This window comes from Pseudomonadota bacterium (assembly GCA_022361155.1).
Lineage (GTDB): Bacteria > Myxococcota_A > Polyangia > Polyangiales > JAKSBK01 > JAKSBK01.
On sequence record JAKSBK010000015.1, the window covers coordinates 1 to 18,020 of the forward strand.

Annotated in this window: 10 protein-coding genes; 5 read left to right on the forward strand and 5 right to left on the reverse strand. The window is 65.6% G+C overall.

The genetic code is table 11. From position 1 onward, the window contains the following. The first annotated feature begins 86 nt into the window (after nucleotides 1-86). Genes MJD61_00485 through MJD61_00495 form a run of 3 tightly spaced genes read left to right on the forward strand, consistent with a single transcriptional unit; the run spans nucleotide 87 to nucleotide 2,467 of the window. Complete coding sequence (locus tag MJD61_00485; protein MCG8553756.1) at nucleotides 87-716, forward strand: hypothetical protein; 630 nt, start codon at nucleotides 87-89, stop codon at nucleotides 714-716. Nucleotides 717-729: 13 nt separating this feature from the next. Next, nucleotides 730-939, forward strand: a complete 210-nt coding sequence (locus MJD61_00490; protein ID MCG8553757.1) for a hypothetical protein — start codon at nucleotides 730-732, stop codon at nucleotides 937-939. Next, a complete protein-coding gene (locus tag MJD61_00495; GenBank protein MCG8553758.1) occupies nucleotides 929-2,467 on the forward strand; it encodes a polyamine aminopropyltransferase in 1,539 nt (512 codons plus the stop codon). Before MJD61_00490 ends, MJD61_00495 begins: the two co-directional genes overlap by 11 nt. A 243-nt stretch (nucleotides 2,468-2,710) precedes the next feature. Here MJD61_00495 and fni read toward each other — a convergent pair whose 3' ends face one another. The 3 genes from fni to MJD61_00510 all read right to left on the reverse strand — a co-directional run bounded on the left by fni (nucleotide 2,711) and on the right by MJD61_00510 (nucleotide 12,309). Then, the gene (gene fni / locus MJD61_00500) at nucleotides 2,711-3,763 is read right to left on the reverse strand and encodes a type 2 isopentenyl-diphosphate Delta-isomerase (GenBank protein MCG8553759.1); all 1,053 of its coding nucleotides are present in this window, start codon (nucleotides 3,761-3,763) and stop codon (nucleotides 2,711-2,713) included. Between the two features lie 224 nt (nucleotides 3,764-3,987). Next, complete coding sequence (locus MJD61_00505) at nucleotides 3,988-11,010, reverse strand: proprotein convertase P-domain-containing protein (protein MCG8553760.1); 7,023 nt, start codon at nucleotides 11,008-11,010, stop codon at nucleotides 3,988-3,990. 159 nt (nucleotides 11,011-11,169) lie between these two features. Next, on the reverse strand, nucleotides 11,170-12,309 hold the full coding sequence (locus MJD61_00510) for an acyl-CoA dehydrogenase family protein (protein MCG8553761.1): 1,140 nt from the start codon (nucleotides 12,307-12,309) through the stop codon (nucleotides 11,170-11,172). Nucleotides 12,310-12,545: 236 nt separating this feature from the next. On the opposite strand from MJD61_00510, the gene MJD61_00515 reads away from it, so the two are divergent. Further along, nucleotides 12,546-14,924 carry an LTA synthase family protein gene (locus MJD61_00515; GenBank protein MCG8553762.1) on the forward strand — a complete coding sequence of 793 codons (2,379 nt, stop codon included), beginning with the start codon at nucleotides 12,546-12,548 and terminating at the stop codon, nucleotides 14,922-14,924. A 2-nt stretch (nucleotides 14,925-14,926) separates the two neighbouring features. Here MJD61_00515 and MJD61_00520 read toward each other — a convergent pair whose 3' ends face one another. Both MJD61_00520 and MJD61_00525 read right to left on the reverse strand, forming a co-directional pair. After that, nucleotides 14,927-16,327: a sulfatase-like hydrolase/transferase gene (locus MJD61_00520; GenBank protein MCG8553763.1), complete on the reverse strand. Its 1,401-nt coding sequence runs from the start codon at nucleotides 16,325-16,327 to the stop codon at nucleotides 14,927-14,929. Between the two features lie 66 nt (nucleotides 16,328-16,393). Beyond that, nucleotides 16,394-17,095: a hypothetical protein gene (locus tag MJD61_00525; GenBank protein MCG8553764.1), complete on the reverse strand. Its 702-nt coding sequence runs from the start codon at nucleotides 17,093-17,095 to the stop codon at nucleotides 16,394-16,396. Between the two features lie 647 nt (nucleotides 17,096-17,742). Here MJD61_00525 and MJD61_00530 point away from each other — a divergent pair. Next, nucleotides 17,743-18,020, forward strand: a 278-nt coding sequence (locus tag MJD61_00530) for a hypothetical protein (GenBank protein MCG8553765.1), incomplete at its 3' end; no start/stop codon positions are given.

Consider the following 18,020-nt stretch of genomic DNA (forward strand, 5'->3'; position numbering starts at 1 on the left):
GAAATGACGATTGCGATTTCGTTCGCTGTGCTCCTCGTGTTCACGCTGAATGTCGAACCGTTGCTGCAACCGCTCCTGGTGGCCGGGTGAGCGCCATGGATGCGGCCGACGGCGGGGAGCAGGCTCGCGAATCGGGCCGGCGCCTGTTCCGTTACGGCGGTGTGGTAGCGGCTTTTGCCGCGCTGTGTCTGCTGACCGCAGTCATCACCGGGTATTCCACAACCAGGATCCTGCACGAAGAGCTTCCGCCAACCGGAGGCGTGCTCGGACCCATCGAGCTCAGCGATTCCGATACGGTGCTCGAGATCGAGATCGCGTCTCCGGTAGCGGACGGTCAATGGACGCACTGGACAGGCAACCTATTGAATAGCAAGCGCGAGTTCGTGCTTGGTTTCGGCGAGGAGTTCTGGCGGGAAAGCGGCTACGACGACGGGGGGTATTGGACCGAGACCAAAGACGATTTCGACGTGCGCGTGACGGTTCCCGATCCGGGCTCCTACTACCTCGAGTTCAGGAGCGAGGCTTCCCTACCTGGTGCGGGGGGCAGTGCCATGGTCGAGGTGCACAAGGCACCGGGCAGCAGTCTGCCTCACATGTGGCTCGGCGTACTGGGGTTGATCGCGGCCGTCGGGCTGTGGTTCTGGGGCAGCGCGAAGGTAGCCAGCGCGTCGGCTGATGACCGGGATTCGGATGCTGGCCCCGTATGGTCGCTGTGAAGCGAGGTGAACGATGTACTGGTTGATGGGCGGTCTGGCCGCGGTCTACCTGCTTGCTTTCGTACCGATGTCCTCGGGTTGGGGCTACCCCGGCTACGGCTATCGCCCCTACGGCTCGTTCATGTACTGGGGAGGGCCCACGTACTACCACGACCCCAGCGTACGGCAGGGCAGCCTCGGCGGGCCGTCTCACCGGGGCGGCGGCCCTCGCAGTGGGAAGTAGCTCCGTTCGGCCGACCAGCTTCAACCAATGGGTGCTTCTGGCGGCCGTATTCGTCGTCGGCTTGTGCACGGTCGTCTACGAGCTGCTGATCGGCAGCGTGTCGTCGTACCTGCTTGGCGACAGCGTGCGAGTCTTCTCGCTGACGGTGGGTTTGACCATGAGCGCGATGGGGTTTGGAACCTACCTCTCGCGTCTGGTGCGCCGGGGATTGCTGAGCTGGTTCGTAGGGATCGAGATCGCGCTTGGGTTGCTGGGGGGCCTTAGCGTCCCTGCTCTGGCCGCGCTGTTCGCGCTGTCGGAGACGTACTACCCGGGAATGATCACGGCGATCTGCCTGCTGGGCACTTTGATCGGGGTGGAGATTCCGCTGCTCACCCGTTTGATGTCCCAACACTACGAGCTTCGCACGAACATTTCGAATGTGCTGTCGTTGGACTATCTGGGCGCTTTGGTTGCCACGCTGCTGTTTCCCTTCGTGTTGCTGCCCTTTCTTGGGATCTTTGCGGCCTCGCTCGTGACGGGGTTGCTCAATCTGTGCGTTGCGGGCCTCTTGCTCTACGCTCTTAAAAATGCGCTGCAACCGCGCGCGCGGCGCCGCCTGCTGGGCGGCCTGTGGCTGTGCACGGGGGTCCTGGTCACGGCGCAAGCCCTGGCGCAACCCTTGCTGCACAGTTGGGAGAGCCGGCTCTTTGAAGACCGCGTTGTGCTCAGCCGGCAGACTCGTTATCAGAAAATCGTCATAACGAAGAATCGCCGCGATGTACGTATGTTTCTGCAGGGACACCTGCAGTTTTCCAGCCTCGACGAGCACCGCTACCACGAGGCGCTGGTGCACGTGGCGATGGCCGCAGCCTCCCGCCCGGAGCGCGTGCTGATCCTCGGGGGCGGAGACGGGATGGCCGTGCGCGAGCTGCTCAAATACCCCGAGCAACCGAGCATCACGTTGGTGGATCTGGATCCGGAGGTTACGGCGCTGGCACGGACGATGCCGCTCCTTAGACAGCTGAACCGGGGCAGTCTGGACGACCGGCGCGTAGAGATCCGCCACGCAGACGCCTTCGACTACCTCAGGCGGCAGGATGCGCTGTTCGATGTGATCATCGCCGATCTGCCGGACCCCAACAGCAGCGCGCTCGCGAGGCTCTACAGCCGCGGCTTCTTTCAGCTGGTGAGAACGCACCTGAGTCGTTCCGGCGTCTTTGTCACGCAGGCTACGAGCCCTTTCTTCGCCCGTCACGCCTTTTGGTGCATCGAGCGCACCGTTCGCGCCGCGGGCTATTCGGCTGTGGTGCCCTACCATGCCTACGTGCCGTCCATGGGCGATTGGGGCTTCGTGCTCGCAAGCGGGCACCGCATCGACACCGCCTCGCTGGGGCTGCGCGTGCCAACCCGTTTCCTGGACGCTGCCAGTCTAGCTAGCTTGTTTGCCTTTCCCAAGGATCTGCAGAGCCCAGAGGTAGCCATCAGCACCCTCGATCGCCCGGCGGTGCTGCGCTACTACCTGCACGACTGGCAGGCCTGGGACTAGTGGCACTAGTAGTATCACGGATCACAAGTTCGGTCCGGGCTCCGGCGGAACCGGCCCCAAGTTTGGCGAGGACCCACGTCGTGCGTCGGATCGGATGCGGCCTGCGGAACGAGCCACGACGAGGAGCGTTTGGCACCCGAAAGGGTTATTCCCTTTGGGTTGTTTCAGGGTGTCGGCATGCCGACAGGCATCTCGGGCCTCAAGCGACGCTATTCCATCGTCATGACCCCCCCAAGCTCCGGGTCAACGCACTGCCAGCCATTGCCGAAGCTCTCCCATCAGCAGGCGCGGAGCCAGGCGCAGGTCGTGCAATGTCGCAGCACCACACAACAACATGATCGTTCTGAGCTCGCGCTCCACTTGATCAAGAAGCCTGTTCGCGCCCTGCCGGCCGTGCTTCTTGAGCGCTTCGAGCACCGGCCGGGCCATACCGGCGGCATCCGCTCCCAGCGCGATGGCTCGCGCGACATCGAGGCCAGTGCGGATGCCTCCGGTCGCGATGACCCGAAGCCCGCATTCGACCGCGTAGCAGATGGTCGCAGCCGTGGGGATGCCCCAATCCCATAGCAGCTCTCCGACCGAGCGGGCCTGTCCGTGCGCTCTGAGTGTTTCAACGCCGATCCACGAGGTGCCACCGGCGCCCGACACGTCGACCTGCTGCACGCCCGCACGCCGAATGCTGTGCGCTGTTTGGCGGCTGATTCCACACCCGGTTTCCTTGGCCACGATCGGCACGGATAGCTCGTGTACGAGCCTGGCGAACGTGTCGATGCAGCCGCGAAAATCGCGGTCGCCACCAGCCTGGATGAGCTCCATGGCCGGATTCATGTGTACGCACAGCGCGTCTACCCCGGTAGCGTCGATCAGTTCCCTCAAGGCGCCGGTGTCGGTGTCACGGGCCTGCACCACACCAACGTTGCCGAGCAGAAGCGTGCTTGGCGCGTGCGCGCGCACCTTGTAGGTCCAGGCGGTCTCCGGCTGCCGCTGCATGGCACGTTGGCTTCCCAGGCCGAAGCCGTAGCCGCGCTCTTCGGCGATTCGAGACAGCTCGAAGTTGACCTCCGCTGCTTCGCGTGTGCCACCGGTCATGGACGCGATCACGAGCGGCGCTCGCAGCTCTTTCCCAAGCAGCTCTACCCCGAGGTCGATGTCGTCGCAGCTCAGCTCGGGCAGCGCCTGATGCAGCAGCTGGACATCCTCCAGGAGGGTGCCCCGGCCACGGAATTCGACCTGATCACTGGAGCAAAGCTCCAAATGGTCCGCCTTGCGGCGCTGCAGCTGGGACCTGGTGGCCATCACACGGCCCGATCTCTAGTGCAACGGCCCGGAAATTCGATCCGAATTTCTGGGCTGTTGTGCCTGAATCGACAAGGAGTCCACGGATACACTGGTGGCCGGTCCGGGTTCCGGAGCCGGTCCCGCCGGCCCTTGGGCCGGTTCCGGAACCCGGGCCGGACTTGTGATTCGTGGTACTAGTGCCCAAACCCCCGCCTGACAACGCGGCGCCCGGACCGCAGCCGCTACTGGAACGACAGTCCCAGGCTCCAGCCCGCCAGTGTGGGCGTGCGGCCGGCTCGGTCGTCCATTACGCGCAGCGTCCAGGTGCCGGCGCTGTTCTGGCCGTCGAAGGCGGACAGCGGCTCGAGCGGTACAAAGCTGCCGGAGCCGCCCACGGGCTGCCCGCAGCTGAGCGTGGCCGCGGCCTCGTCGTCCATGCTGAAGTCCCAGTTGTCGTCGGCGCCGCAGGTGTCGTAGTCCACCAGGATCACCTCGGTGCCGTTGGGGCTCGTCAGGCTGATGCGAAGGTCCGAAAAGCGCGTGATGCTGCCGGTCACGTCGAGCACGTTCACGTCCGCGATGCTGCCGACGACGCTCACGTCCAGGGTGGATGCGATGACGCCCTGGCTGCCCGCCATCGTGATCGGTAGGCCTGGGGCGGCAAGGACGACCGGGGCGGGAGGGTTGGGCCCGTAGCAGCAGCGGAAGCCGGTATTGGGGAAGCGAAAGGCCATGTCTCCCACCGAGAAATCAAAGGCGCAGCGCCGGCCGCTCTCGACGTTGTTGAAGCTGCCGCCGCGTATCTCGTGAACCCCCGGTGAGACCTCCGTTTCGGTCCACTCTTTGAGGTTGCCCGACAGGTCGTACACCCTGCCTGCCGAGCCCCAGTCCGCGTGGCACTGGTTGAAGCTGCCGGTGGCGGCTACGCAATCCTCGTCCTCGGGGGTGGCAGCGATGCAGTCGTATTCCTGGCCGTTGCATAGCTGCGCCGCGCTGGAGGTGCCGTTCGGGGTGTTGCAGGCGATTCCGTATGCCCAGGTACAGCCCCCAGCCGCGCCCTGGCAGCCACGCTCCCATTCTCCGCGCGCACACAACCGCCAGCCGGGCTGGCTGCAGCTGCCTCCGAAGTTGAGCGCACAGCAGGCGTCGCGGGCTTGCTGCCAGGTCACATTGGTCCAAGGCAGGACATTGCCCCTGGAGCAGGCAAGGGCGGTCATCGTGCCGGGGTCCGAGGCGCTGGCGTCCGGCCGCGAGGCTTCGTAGCTCATCATGAGGACGCCACCCCCGATGTCCACGGCGTCTACATCGCCGATGCCGATGCCTTCGTCGCTGGCCGGCGTGGAGGGATCGTCGAGCTCGTCGATTTGGCCATCGCAGTCATCGTCCAGACCGTTGCATTGCTCGGAGCCGGGTGTCCCTGCTGCAGCGGCGTTGCAGACGACGCCGTCCTGGGTCGAGTTGCACAGGAACGAGCCCGTACGCTCGCACACGCCTTGCCCGTTGGAGCAGCTCTGGGCGACCGGGTACCCCTCGTCGCTTTGGCCGTCGCAGTCGTTATCCAGGCTGTCGCAGAGGGTCTCGCCGCCCGGCTGGTACTCAGGCCCGGCGGGCAGGTTGGCACAGACCAGGCTGCCGCCCTGGCAGGCCGGGGTCACGCCGGCGCATACCCCCTGGGTGTTGCAGTAGCCGGGGGGCGCCTGCACGTCTTCGTCCAGGCGATTGTCGCAATCGTTGTCGATCCCGTCGCAGGTTTCGGGCCCCGTCACAGAGCATGCGAGCTCGCAGCCGTCGGCCGGGTCGCCGTTCGCGTCCACGAAGCCGCTGCGACACACGAGCAGCGCGCAGCTGCCGGCGCTGCAGATCGCGAAGGCGTTGTCGAATTGACAGACGTTGCCGCAGCTGCCGCAGTTGGTGAGGTCCGTCTGCAGTTGAAAGCCGTTGTCGGCGACTCCGTCGCAGTCGTTGTCGAGCCCGTCGCAAACCTCCGGTCGCGGTCCGCCGGCGCCCGTACACTGAAGCGTCCCGCCGATGCAGGTCTCGGTCCCGGGCGAGCACTCGCCCATGGAGCCGCCGCACACGGCCCCGCCACCCGGGTTGCCTTCATCGAACGAGCCGTCGCAGTCGTTGTCCTTGCCGTCGCAAGCTTCGGCCGAGGGGCCGGTCGCGCCCAGGCACGCGAGCGCGCCACCCTGGCAGCTCTGCTGGCCGGAGCTGCATTCGCCGACGTCGGAGGAACACGATGCGCCGAGATTCGGGTCCGCCTCGTCCAGCTGCCCGTCGCAATCGTTGTCCATTCCGTCGCAGGTTTCCGGGCTCGGCCCCACTTCTCCGAGGCATTGCACGACTCCGCCGACGCACTGCGTAAGGCCGAAGGAGCATTGCCCCGAGTCGCTCTGGCCGCAGGGCTGCGCGCCGCCCGGATTGCCCTCGTCCAGCTCGTTGTCGCAGTCGTTGTCGAGCCCGTCGCAACGCTCGGCCACCGGCCCGACAGCCCCCACGCACTCGAGCTCGGTCGTCGTGGAGTTGCACTGCAGGACGCCGCGCCGGCAGGTGCCCGTGGCAATGCCGCAAGGAAAACCCGCTCGCGCGTCGCTCTCGTCCACCTTGCCGTCGCAGTCGTTGTCGAGCCCATCGCAGGTTTCGGTGCTGGCCCCGACCTCGCCCATGCACTGGATGGCCCCCCCGCTGCAGACGGTGGTTCCCGCCATGCAGGTGCCTACCGGCGTTCCGCAGGGTTGGCTGACGCGGCTGTCGCTGGTTTCGACTCCCTCGTCGAGCCGGCCATCGCAGTCGTCGTCCACGGCATTGCATTGCTCGGAGGCAGTTGTCGAGGCTATGCAGCTGTACTCGCAGCCGTTGTCCTGCCGGCCGTCGACATCATGGAAACCCGGATCGCACTTGGTTGCATCGAGCGTGCACTCGCCCGCTACGCAGCTCGCTCCCAGGTTGGCGTGAGCGAAGCGGCAGGTGAACCCGCACGAGCCGCAATTGAGAGGATCGAGCTGCAGATTCACGTTCTCGTCGACCTGACCGTCGCAGTCGTTGTCGCGTAGGTCGCACAGGCTGTCGTCTTCGTGCGTCTTCACGCAGCGGTACTCGCAGCCGTTGGCTTGGTTGCCGTCGAGATTGAAGAAGCCGACGTCGCAGCCCGCGAACTGACAGGCGCCGGCCATGCAATTGCCGTAGGCGTGATCGGGGGCGCAGGCTTGGTTGCAGGCGCCGCAGTGCTCTGCGCTCGTCGTGAGGTCGAAGCCCTCATCGATGAGCCCGTCGCAGTCGTTGTCCTTGCCGTCGCAGGTCTCGGCTGTGGCGCAGCCTCCATCCCAACCGGCGCCGGCATCACCGCCGCCGTCCAGCTGCGGCAGCGTCGTGTTGGAGCCCGCGCCGCCCCCGCTGCCAACCCGTGTCGAGCCGTCGGGGCGCGGGCCGGTTTCGGGAGCGTCGGGCTCGACGCAATCGAGGCACAACGGGTCGACCTTGCAGCCGTTCGAGAACGCCAGCGCGGTGCCCAGGAGGCTCAGCAAGAGCCAGCGCCTGAGTGCTGCTGTGGTCGCTCCCGTGGCCGGCAGGATCCGCGAGCGCAGCCGTCGCGAGAGCACCGCAGCCAACCCGAACAGCAGAGCAACCCAGAGGCCGCGCCGGTCAGGCTCAGCGCGACCCGGCGCGACCGAGCACGTGCAGCCCCCGGCGCCCGTTGCCACGACCAGGGTTCCGTCCAGCGCAGCCGGGGGCTGGGGGTCGACAGCCACGGGGTTTTGCGGTTGCGGTGGTGCGGGCGGGTCCGTGCACTCGCCCCGATCGCAGATCTGACCGGCGGGGCACGTGGTAGCTTCGCATGGATCCGGCTCACACTGCCCGGTCACCGGATGGCAGACGAACCCGCCGGGGCAGGGCGGCGCCGGGGGACATGGCCGGGGTATGCAGCTGCTGTCGGTGGGGTTGCACACCTCGCCGGCGGGGCACGTTACGCCCGCGCAGGGGTCGCTCACGCACTGCCCCTCGACGCACCGCTGCGTGTCATTGCAGGCGACACCCGCACAGCTCGCAAAGCAGATGCCGTCGCGGCATGCCTGATCGGGGGCGCAGTTGGCGATCGCGCAGGGATCGTCTTCGCACTTGCCCGTCTGCGCGTTGCAGCGCTTTTCGGCATCGCAGCCCAGGACGGTGCACTTCGGCTCCTTGCAGGCACCATCGCGCGGATCGCAGACCGTGCCCATCGCGCAGACCACGCCTTCGCACGGGAAGGTGCACTCGTTGTTCTTGCATACACAAGCGCCCAGCCTGGGCTCGTCCGGTGCACAGCGCGTTTCGCCGCTGGTTTCGATCGTTTGCGAGCTGCACGCGATCTGGTCGCAGCGCTTGCCCACGCAGTAGCACGAGCCGTTGTCCGTTACGGGGACCTTGCCGGTTGGACAGGAGCCAAACTCGCTCAGCTGCCGGCAGGGCAGCGCGCACTGGCACATGACGCAGGCTGCGTCCTCCGGGCACAGGCTGCCGGTCGCATGTTCGTCGATCTTGCCGTCGCAGTCGTTGTCGCGGCAGTCGCAGATCTCCCCGGTCGGAGGCATCTCGCCCACGCAAAGGATCTGGCCCTTGACGCAGCGCTGCACGCCGGCAGCACACTCGCCCATGTTGGTGCCGCAAGGCTCGCCGCGACCGAGTCCCTCGTCGATCTTGCCGTCGCAGTCGTTGTCGAGCACATCGCAGATCTCGTCCGTCGGGCCGATGGCACCCTGGCAGATCGTCATGCCCGTGGCGCTGTCGCAGATCTGCAGGCCCGGCTGGCATTCTCCCCTGTCGCTGCCGCAGGGAGCGCCGACCGGAATGCCTTCATCCACTACGCCGTTACAGTTGTTGTCTTTGCCGTCGCACAGCTCGGGCGTCGGTCCTTGCCCGCTCTGGCATATGCTGGCTCCGTCCACGCAGGCCGTGACACCCTTGGTGCATTCGCCGGTCCCGTCGCCGCACGGCTGACCCAGGCGCGGATCGCTCGCCGCCACGCCCTCGTCGATCACCCCATCGCAGTCGTTGTCACGCCGGTCGCAAATCTCGGCGCTTGGGAGCACCGCACCGATGCATACGATCGCGCCGTCCACGCAGGCTTCGGCTCCGTACTTGCAGTGCCCGGTATCGGTCGTCGGCCCACATGGGGCGCCGCCGCCCGGGTTCGCCTCGTCGATCATGCCATCGCAGTCGTTGTCGCGCCGATCGCAGACCTCGCTACCGGGGCCGGTGCCGCCCTGACACTGCAGGGTGCCGGAAATGCAGGCCGTGCTGCCGAGCGTGCACTCGCCGATGTCCGTGCCGCAGGGGTTGCCGCCGCCCGGGTTGCCCTCGTCGACCTGGCCGTCGCAGTTGTTGTCCTTGCCGTCGCACACTTCCGGGCTTGGGGCGACTTCGCCCTGGCATACGTGGGTACCGCTGACGCACAGCAGGCTGCCGGGCTGGCAAATGCCCACGCTCGAACCGCACGGACCGCCTCCACCCGGATTGCCTTCGTCGATGCTGCCGTCGCAGTCGTCGTCGATTCGATTGCAGAGCTCGCCGCTCCCGCTCCCGCCTCCGTTGCACACGACCGAACCGTTCGAGCAGGCCGTGGTGCCTGCCGTGCAGGCGCCGACGCTGCTGCCGCAGCTCTGGCCGATGCGCGGGTCCGTGTTGGCAACGCCCTCGTCGATCTTGCCGTCGCAGTCGTTGTCGATGTTGTCGCAGATCTCGCTCTTGGGCCCGACCCGCCCGATGCAGGCTCCCCAGGTTCCGCCGGCGCACGTTTCGACCCCCGACACACACTCCCCGGTGCCGCTTCCGCAGGGTCGCGTGATGCCGTCGCTGATGCCGTCGCAGTTGTTGTCGAGCCCGTCGCAGGTTTCGGTCTGCGGCTGCTGGCCGCTGCAGCTTCCCCAGACTCCGGCGTTGCAGATCTCCTGGCCGACGCTGCAGATCCCCACGTTGTGGCCGCAGGAACGCGTTACACCTTCATCGATGTTGCCATCGCAATCGTTGTCGATGTTGTCGCAGATCTCGCCGAAGCAGTTGCAGACGCCACCCTCGTCGACCTGGCCGTTGCAGTTGTTGTCAAGCCCGTCGCACACCTCGGGCTGCCCGGGACACTGGCCGCACGCGTCGAGCAATCCCTCGTCGATGAGCCCGTCGCAGTCGTCGTCGATGCCGTCGCACAGGCTTTCCGCCGGCTCGCTGCACAGGACCTGCGATGGTGTGCCCGCCGGCCTGTTGCAGTACAGCGTGAAACCCTCGTCGATGAGCCCGTCGCAGTCGTCGTCAACACCGTTGCACTGCTCGGTTAGCAGGGAATCGGATACGATCGAGGCCAGGGCCGCGGACAGCTGGGCCTGGTTGCCTGCGAAAAAGGCCGTGCCGGTCCCGCCGGCGGCGGCTATGGCGTCCAGGTTGCCCGATGAGATGGCAAGCCCCACCACGTAGGTCTTGATGCCGGCCGCCAGCAAGGCTGCGGCTTCGATCGTCGGAGTGCCGCTGCAGGTTTCTTCGCCGTCCGTGAGCAGGATGACGTAGTATCCACGGCAGCTGGCCGTCGAGTCCGCGTTCTTGATCGGCGTGAGGTACTGGCGCGCATCCCAGAGGATTCCTTCGAGCGGCGTAGGCCCCTCGGCGCGCAGCTCGCAGTCGCCTGCTCCCTGGTGGTCGCAGTAGTGCGCTTCGGTGGTGCTGTTGATGAAATTGGTCTCGACGTTGTCCATCCATTTCAGGATCGAGTAGGTATTGTCGAGCCCGACGAACGGAGCGACGTCGGGGAATCCCACCAGGACATCGCCGCCATCGTCCGCGTTGCCGGGTACGCTGCACACACCGTCGTAGTGGATGCTGCGGTTGACGCTGGGGCAACCGATGCCCCCGCACGTGGTCCCGTTGTACGTGCGGCTCGAGGCGCTGTCGCCCTGGTTTTGGTGAAAGCGGCCCAGGGCCCATTCCACGTCGCCGTAAGCGAGCACGGCGCTCCTGATGGCTTCCTTGGCGATCCACATCCGGCTGTCGTTGGGAAGACCATCGCAGTCCAGGTCCTGACCTGCTGTCGTCTCGGCGCAGTCGAAGTACTCGATGCCGCCCATCCCGTCGGGCTTGCCTACACCGTCGCCTGAGGTTTCGGTGCCGTCGAGTGCCCAGCGCATCGAGCCAGAAGTGTCGAAACCGATGAAGAAGCGGGGCTTGACCTGCGCCTGCGCGACCGCACCCCAGGTCAGGGACAGGAAACCAACGAGTAGCAGCAAGCACGAATGTGGCAGACGCATGTGTGGGCCCTGTGCACGCTCGCCCCCTTGTCGAACATCGACCGCGAGGCTCGGGGCTTAACGGGGTCTGCTCACATCAGCAGGCTTGCTGATGCCCTGCCTGCCTCGATGGAGCGCCGCTTCAGCCAGCGGCCGGCTCGAGTACGCGCAGGGCGGGCTTCAGGATCGGGTCAGGGCCCGCGCGATCACCAGACGCTGGATCTCGCTCGTTCCCTCGTAGATCCGGGTCACGCGCGCGTCGCGGAAGTAGCGCTCCAGCGGCAGCTCGCTGCTGTAGCCGTATCCACCGTGGATCTGCAGTGCTCGATCACAGATCCGCCAGGCCGCCTCCGACGCATACAGCTTGGCGATGGCGGCCTGCTGAACAAAGACCCGCCCCTCGTCCTTGAGCCGCGCGGCGCGCTGGGTGAGCAGCTCGGCTGCATCGAGCTCCGTCTTGCTGTCTGCGATCATCCAGCGGATGGCCTGGTGCTTGCTGATGGGCTTTCCAAACTGCTGGCGCTCTTGGGCGTACCGAATGGCCGCCTCGAGTGCTGCTCCGGCGATTCCGATCGACTGCGAGGCGATGCCGATGCGTCCCCCATTGAGCGCCGTCATGGCGATCCTGAAGCCTTCGCCGCAGGCGCCGAGAAGCGCCGAGCGAGGAACCTTGCAGCCCTGCAGGCTCAGCGCGACGGTTGAAGAGGCTCTGAGGCCCATCTTGTTCTCTTTTCGGCCCACGTGTAGGCCCGGTGTGCCCTGCTCGAGCAGGAACGCGCTCAGCCCCTTGGGGCCGGGTCCACCGGTGCGTGCCCAAACCACAAGCACCCCAGCGAAATCCCCGCTCGTGATCCACTGCTTCGTGCCTTCGAGGACCCAGACGCCGTCCACGAGGCGTGCCCGCGTGCGCAGGCCGGCCGGATCGCTGCCTGCCTCGGGCTCGCTCAACGCGAAGGAACCCGCACGATAGTCTCCGCTGCACAACTTGGGCAGGTAGGTACGCTGTTGAGTCCTGCTTCCGTAGCGGCACAGGATCTCAGCGACCATGTTGGTGACGGCCATGGTCACGGCCGTAGAGGCGCAGGCGCGAGCGATCTCGCTCACCGCCAGGCTGTAGGCCAAGCTGGAGCCTTCGGAGCCACCCAGGCTGCCGGGGAGCGTGACGCCCATGAGACCGAGCTCCGCAAGGCCGCGCAGCACCGCCGGAGCAAGCCGTTGCTCGCGCTCGGCCTGGGCAGCCCCGGGAGCCACCACCTCGGTCGCGAAGCGCCGCGCCGTATCGCGGATCAGCCGCTCCGAATCCGTGAGGTCCAACCGCACGTGACGGACCTTAGCGCCCGCGGAAGAATAACTCATCCGTTTCGCCGGTTCTGACCACCGCTGGCTATGTTGCTCCTGCTCGAAGTATCCCCAATACTCCTCGTCGTGGCGCCTCGCCGGCGACGCCCAATCCTCGCCGAAACGCACGAGTTGTTTCTTCCGCGGCCGTGGCCCAGCTGCGCTCCCGAATTCCGTGCGATTCCAGCACCTTGATGCTAGGGAGTGTCTCCCGGACGATGGTTGTCCTTCCGCCCACCATGGCCACGTGGCTGCACGTGTGCGCCCTGACGCTGCCGCTTGCCGCGTCCGTTGTTGGTGCGAAGCTGCAGAAGCTCGGCATGGCGACCAGCCGCGAGCTCGAGCTCGCCGAGGGCCTGCGGGCCTGTGCCGACGATCTGCTCTTTTGCGCGCTCTGGACGCTCGGCTGGGTGCTCGTGCTGGCTCTCGTGCGCGGTTCGACGCGTTACCTGGCCGCGGGGCTGCTCCATCTCAGCAACCTGCTCCTCATGCTGTGGACCGTGGTGGAGCACGGCTTCCACGTGGCGACCGGCTCCCTGCTGGATTGGTACATGGTCAGCTACGCAGCCGACAACTTCGCTGCGCTGCAGTCCGTGATCGCCAGCGAAGTGCAACCTGTTGCCTGGCTCTGCCTGCTGCTTGCAGCGCTCTACCACGCGGGGCTTCCTGCTCTCGCCCGCATTGGCTTGCTGCGCGGGACGCTGCAGCGGCTGTCCGCACAGGAACGATGGTCGAATCCCTGGCAGCTGCTCCCCATCTCGGTCCTGGGTGTCGTGCTGCTGCTGGGCGGTCTCCACTCGGGCGGCGCGCTCGACGACGACATCCTTCCTCTGCGTCGCAACACCTTCGCGACCCTGGCGTCGGAACTGCACTCGACGGCGGCTGCCACGGAGACCCAGCACGCGGGCGACTACACGCAGCCGCCGCCACTACGCATCTATCCGACGCGCGTAACCAAGAAGCACAATGTAGTGCTCGTGATCCTGGAGTCGGCGCGGGCTCGCTCGTGCACGCCCTACAGCCCAAGGCTCACCACCACCCCCAACCTCGCCCGCCTGGCCGCGCGGGGACTGTTGATCGAGCACTTCTATACGGTGGTGCCGCACACGAGCAAGGCGCTCGTGAGCCTGCACTGCGGTATCTACCCCAAGATCGTTACCAGGATCGCCGAGGCGGGCACCGACGCACTGCCCGCACGCTGCCTGGCCACGCTGCTCCGGGAGCAGGGCTACGCGACCGCCTTCTTTCAACCCGCGGAGCGCTCGTTCGAACGCCGCCACGATCTGGTTGCGAGCTTCGGCTTCGAGCATTTTATCGGCAAGGAAGATCTTTCGGCAGAGGGCTTCGAGAAAGTCGGCTACTTCGGATACGAGGACGATGCCATCCTCGAACCGGTTCTCGAATGGATTGATCGCCAGCGCGGCCCGTTCCTCTTGAACGTCCTTACCCTAACCGCCCACCATCCCTACAAACTGCCCAAGAGCTTTCCGCGCCAACACTTTGCAGACAAGAAAAAACTCGACAACTACCTCAATGCGCTCGCCTACACAGATCGCTTTCTTGGAAAGCTGTTCGCCGGGTTCGAGCAACGAGGGTTGCTCACCAGCACGTTCTTTGTGATTCTGGGTGATCACGGTGAGGGCTTCGGAGAGCACAAGCGCTATCAACACGACAACGTAATCTACGAGGAGGGCCTGCATTCGCCCATGCTGCTGCTGGGCGCCGGCCTCGATGCAGCTACGAGTCGGGCGCAGAGACCCCGGCGCGTGCTCGGGCTGCGGCAGATGATCGACGTGGTTCCCACGGTGCTCGACGTCCTGGGATACGAGCATCGCGGAGGCGATCTGCCAGGCAAGAGCCTGCTGAGCTCGTCCGGCCACAACACGCTTTACTTCTCGTGCTGGTACAAGAATCGATGCCTGGCTCTACGCGACGGTTTCCGTAAGACGATTTATCACTATGGCCGCCGTGGAGTCGAAGTATTCGATCTGGTAGGCGATCCTGGGGAAGAGCGGAATCTAATCGGTCTAACCCCTTTGATTCGCCTGGAATCGGAGGCAGCCGTGGAGGAGCTTCTGGCGTGGAAACGTCTGACGAACGCCCGCTACGAAAGGCAATCCGTGAGCCAGCGGGACAGGGCGATCTTACGCGAAAGACCGAGCGACATCCAACATACCCTCGAGGTCCGATTCGGCGACTCGATCGAGCTGATCGGCTACGACATCGAGAAGCGGTCGGCACGGCTCGGCGAGCCCGTGGTCGTGACGTACTACTTCCACGTCACGGGCCCGATCACCCGACCCTGGAGCTTGTTCGTGCATCTACTGGGGGAGCATGGAACCCTTATCAACCGTGACCACGTTCCGCTGGAAGGCGCCTACCCGATCGAGGCCTGGCAGACGGGAGAGTACATCGTGGATCAGCATATTCTGCGGGTTCCTCCACAAAAACCAGCCGGCAAGTATCGGATACTGCTCGGTCTCTGGGACAAGAGCGCGGGCAGGGGGGTCGAAGCGCGGGCGGAGATCTCCGGGCACGGCGCCACGATCGATGCCAAGCAGCGGCTGAATCTGGGAACATTCGACGTCAGCGAGTAGTGTCATTGGCCGTAGCCCAGGGCCTGGAGCCGATCCTTGTCGAGCTTGTCCAGCACATTGACGGGCTTGATGCCCGTGTGCGTGAAGCTCTTGAGCGCCGCTTGCAGCGCGCTGCGCATGCTCTTGACCAGCTCGGGTTTGTGTTGGGCGAGATTGATGCTCTCGTTGGGGTCGTTACGACGGTCGTAGAGCATGGTGGTGTTGCGCAGGCCTTCGTAGTTGCGTTCGACCTCGACGAGCTTGAAGCGCTCGTTTGCCAGCGCCCGGCCCCGGCAGCGTGCCTTCCAGTCGACCAGATGCACGAAGTGCTGGCGTGCCGGTGCCTCGCCGGACCGCCCCTGCAGGAGTGGCAACAGCGAGTGGCCGTCGCTGCCGTGCGCCCCGGGTATGTCCAGCAGATCGACAATGGTCGGGTAGATATCGAGCAGGGATACGGGCGTGCCGATGCGCCGAGGGCGCTTCTGGCGGGGTAGCTTGATATAGAGGGGTACGTGCAGCAGCTCCTCGTGAAGGCTGTAGCCGTGGCTGAAGCCGCCGTGTTCGAACAGCTCTTCACCGTGATCTGCGGTGAGCACGATCAAGGAGTCGTCGTAGAGGTCTCGTTCCTTCAGCAGGTCGAGGATCTTGGCCAGCTCCGCGAAGCTGTAGCGGATGGCCGTGTCGTACTGGTCGACCAGGCTTTGAAGCATCCGCGGGCCAACGTGCTTGCGAACCTCGAGGTCGCCACGCTGCAGGATCGCCCGCATCTTCCTGCCGTAGTAGACGAACTTGCGGCTAGGGGGCCGGCCCAGCAGGTCTGCGCGGTGCGGCTTCGGCACCTTGTAGGGACCGTGGACGTTCATCGGGTGCAGGTAGAGGAAAAACGGGCCGCCGGGCATGCTGTCGAGCTGGTTGCCTACCCGGGGCAGAAGCCGGGAAATGTCTGGGTACGCCGTTGCATGCCCGAGGAAATCGTCGAACACGCTGAAGCCCTGATCAAAGCCGGTCTTGCTCGACACATGGTGGTTGAAGGAGTGCCCCAGCGTGTGCCAGCCACGCGCCTTGAGCGCCTCGGCGATCGTAAGGAGCCTGGCGTCGAGCTTGTCGCCTTTGGCAAGCAGGCCGTGGCCTGTCGGAAACAGTCCCGTGTGCAGGCTGGCAGCGCTGGGGGCAGTCCAGGGTGCCGGCGCGTACGCGCGCGTGAACACCGTGGCCTGGGCGGCGAAATCGTCCAGCGGCGCAGCGGTGGGTCGATGGTAGCCAAAATGGCTGAGGTGATCTGCTCTCAGCGTATCTACCAGGAGCAGGACCACGTTGGGCTTCTTTGGCTTGCGGGGGACGGGAGACGACAGTAACGCGATCGCAGCCAGCGGCGTCAAAAGCAGCGCGCTCAGAGCGAGATGCACCCGGCGGGGCTTGGTCATGCTGTGCTCTGTAGCACAGCTGCCGCGGGCCAACTGCCGACTAGGCGGTGTCTCGCAGCGCTGCCATCACGGGTACGGTGGCGAGGAATCCGGCTGCCCGGTGGGCAGGGGGGGCAGGATGGGCGGCGGAGCAACCGTCTGCGGGTCCGGCGCCGGGGGCCCGCCTGGCAGGGCGGGGGCCCGGGGCGGGTTGCGGGGCGCCGGCGGACGCGGTGGCGAATAGCCAGGGTGGGGTGCAGGGCTCGGCGCGGTGGGAGCGAGGGCCGCTTCGGCGGCGATGCGCTGCAGCTGCTTCATTCCCTCATCGCGCGCGAGGATGTTTTGCGCTGTCACGGCGATGCACTCGTAGTACATCTGGCGGTCCGGATCCGCGCTCTGGCGGGCTGCAGCCATGGCCTGGGCCGTGGCGTTGTAGGCTCGCCCGTTTCGAATAGAGCGGTGAACAATCACGGTCGCGACAACCCCCATGGCCGCCCCGGCCAGGTTTAGGGCCACGGGCACGCCCTTCTTCCACTTGTCCTCCGGGTCCAGGGTGGCGGTGGTGAGGGTTCCGGCTGCCAGCGAACCGATGCTCAAGCCGCTGACGATCCATGCCCACACCTCTTGCTCCTGAGACAGATCGCGCAGCCCGTTGGCCTGCTTGGCGCAGTAGTCGGTGCCGAGACCGGGGCGATAGGCGTCGGTCGGAATCTGAGCGCCCGCGAGGCAACCGCTCGAGACGCAGGCCGCCACGGCAACCCGAAGTAAGAGGAAAACCCGTGAGCGCATCGATTGGACTCGGCAGCACGGTGCCGATCTTATTCCGGCTTGTCAACGGGTTTGGCGGTTCGTCCTCTTCGTGGGTCTTCACCAACGGGGGGCGTGCCAATAGATGACGGTATTCAAAGGTAGCACATCGTAGGTCGGCAGAAGCCGTTCATGCGGAGGTAGATCCGTGTCGTCAAGAGTGGCTTGGCCGCACGCGCCGTTGACGCACTGTTGCCCCTGTACGCACCGCCTACTGCACTGCCGGCGGTGGTTTGGATCCGCCGCAAGTTGCGACTCACAGCCGTTTCTGAAATTGCCGTCGCAGTCCCCGGTGCCCGGCCGGCACTTGCTGCGGCCATTGCCGTCGGCGCATCGCACGACCGGCTCGGGGCTCGTGCATGCGTTTCCGCCGGCTGTCGAGATGTCGCGGGATGGTGAGAGTTTCGCGTCCTGGCTCGACAGTACTTGGATCCGACAACAGAAGTAGAACGCATGCGACTTGAGCTACCTCCCAACTGGCATGTAGCGGGGAAATGTGTGCTTGCGAGTGAGCTGTCCTGCGGTCTATAGTTACATATCGTCATGGCACGCGGTCACGGATCGTGTGCGAGACAGCGTGATCAGTGCACGATAACGCTGGTGCGGGATCAACGGGGGCATGTGGGTAGATGAGTCGTATTGCCGGTTGTGGGTTGACGCTGGCTGCAGCGATCGTCTCAAGCTGCGGCGGCACAAGCGTATACACTCGGCCTGTGCTGAGCCCGCGGGTTCCGGGTACCTCGCTGGCGTACGGCTACATTGACATGAAGGCGGCTCCCGCCAAATTGCGTTGGGTCGAGCTCTCAGGCGGCCCGAAGCACCGGCCACGCACACGCTACGTGGCGCACGTGCGTGCAAACACGTTTGTTGCAGAGAATCTACCCGACGGAAGCTATTCCGTGTCGGC

Bases quoted from the DNA above. Each gene is read 5' to 3' on its own strand.
- MJD61_00490 (MCG8553757.1), top strand. From the start codon at position 730: ATGTACTGGTTGATGGGCGGTCTGGCCGCGGTCTACCTGCTTGCTTTC.
- fni (MCG8553759.1), bottom strand. From the start codon at position 3,763: ATGGCCACCAGGTCCCAGCTGCAGCGCCGCAAGGCGGACCATTTGGAG.
- MJD61_00505 (MCG8553760.1), bottom strand. From the start codon at position 11,010: ATGCGTCTGCCACATTCGTGCTTGCTGCTACTCGTTGGTTTCCTGTCC.
- MJD61_00515 (MCG8553762.1), top strand. From the start codon at position 12,546: ATGGTTGTCCTTCCGCCCACCATGGCCACGTGGCTGCACGTGTGCGCC.
- MJD61_00520 (MCG8553763.1), bottom strand. From the start codon at position 16,327: ATGACCAAGCCCCGCCGGGTGCATCTCGCTCTGAGCGCGCTGCTTTTG.
- MJD61_00525 (MCG8553764.1), bottom strand. From the start codon at position 17,095: ATGCGCTCACGGGTTTTCCTCTTACTTCGGGTTGCCGTGGCGGCCTGC.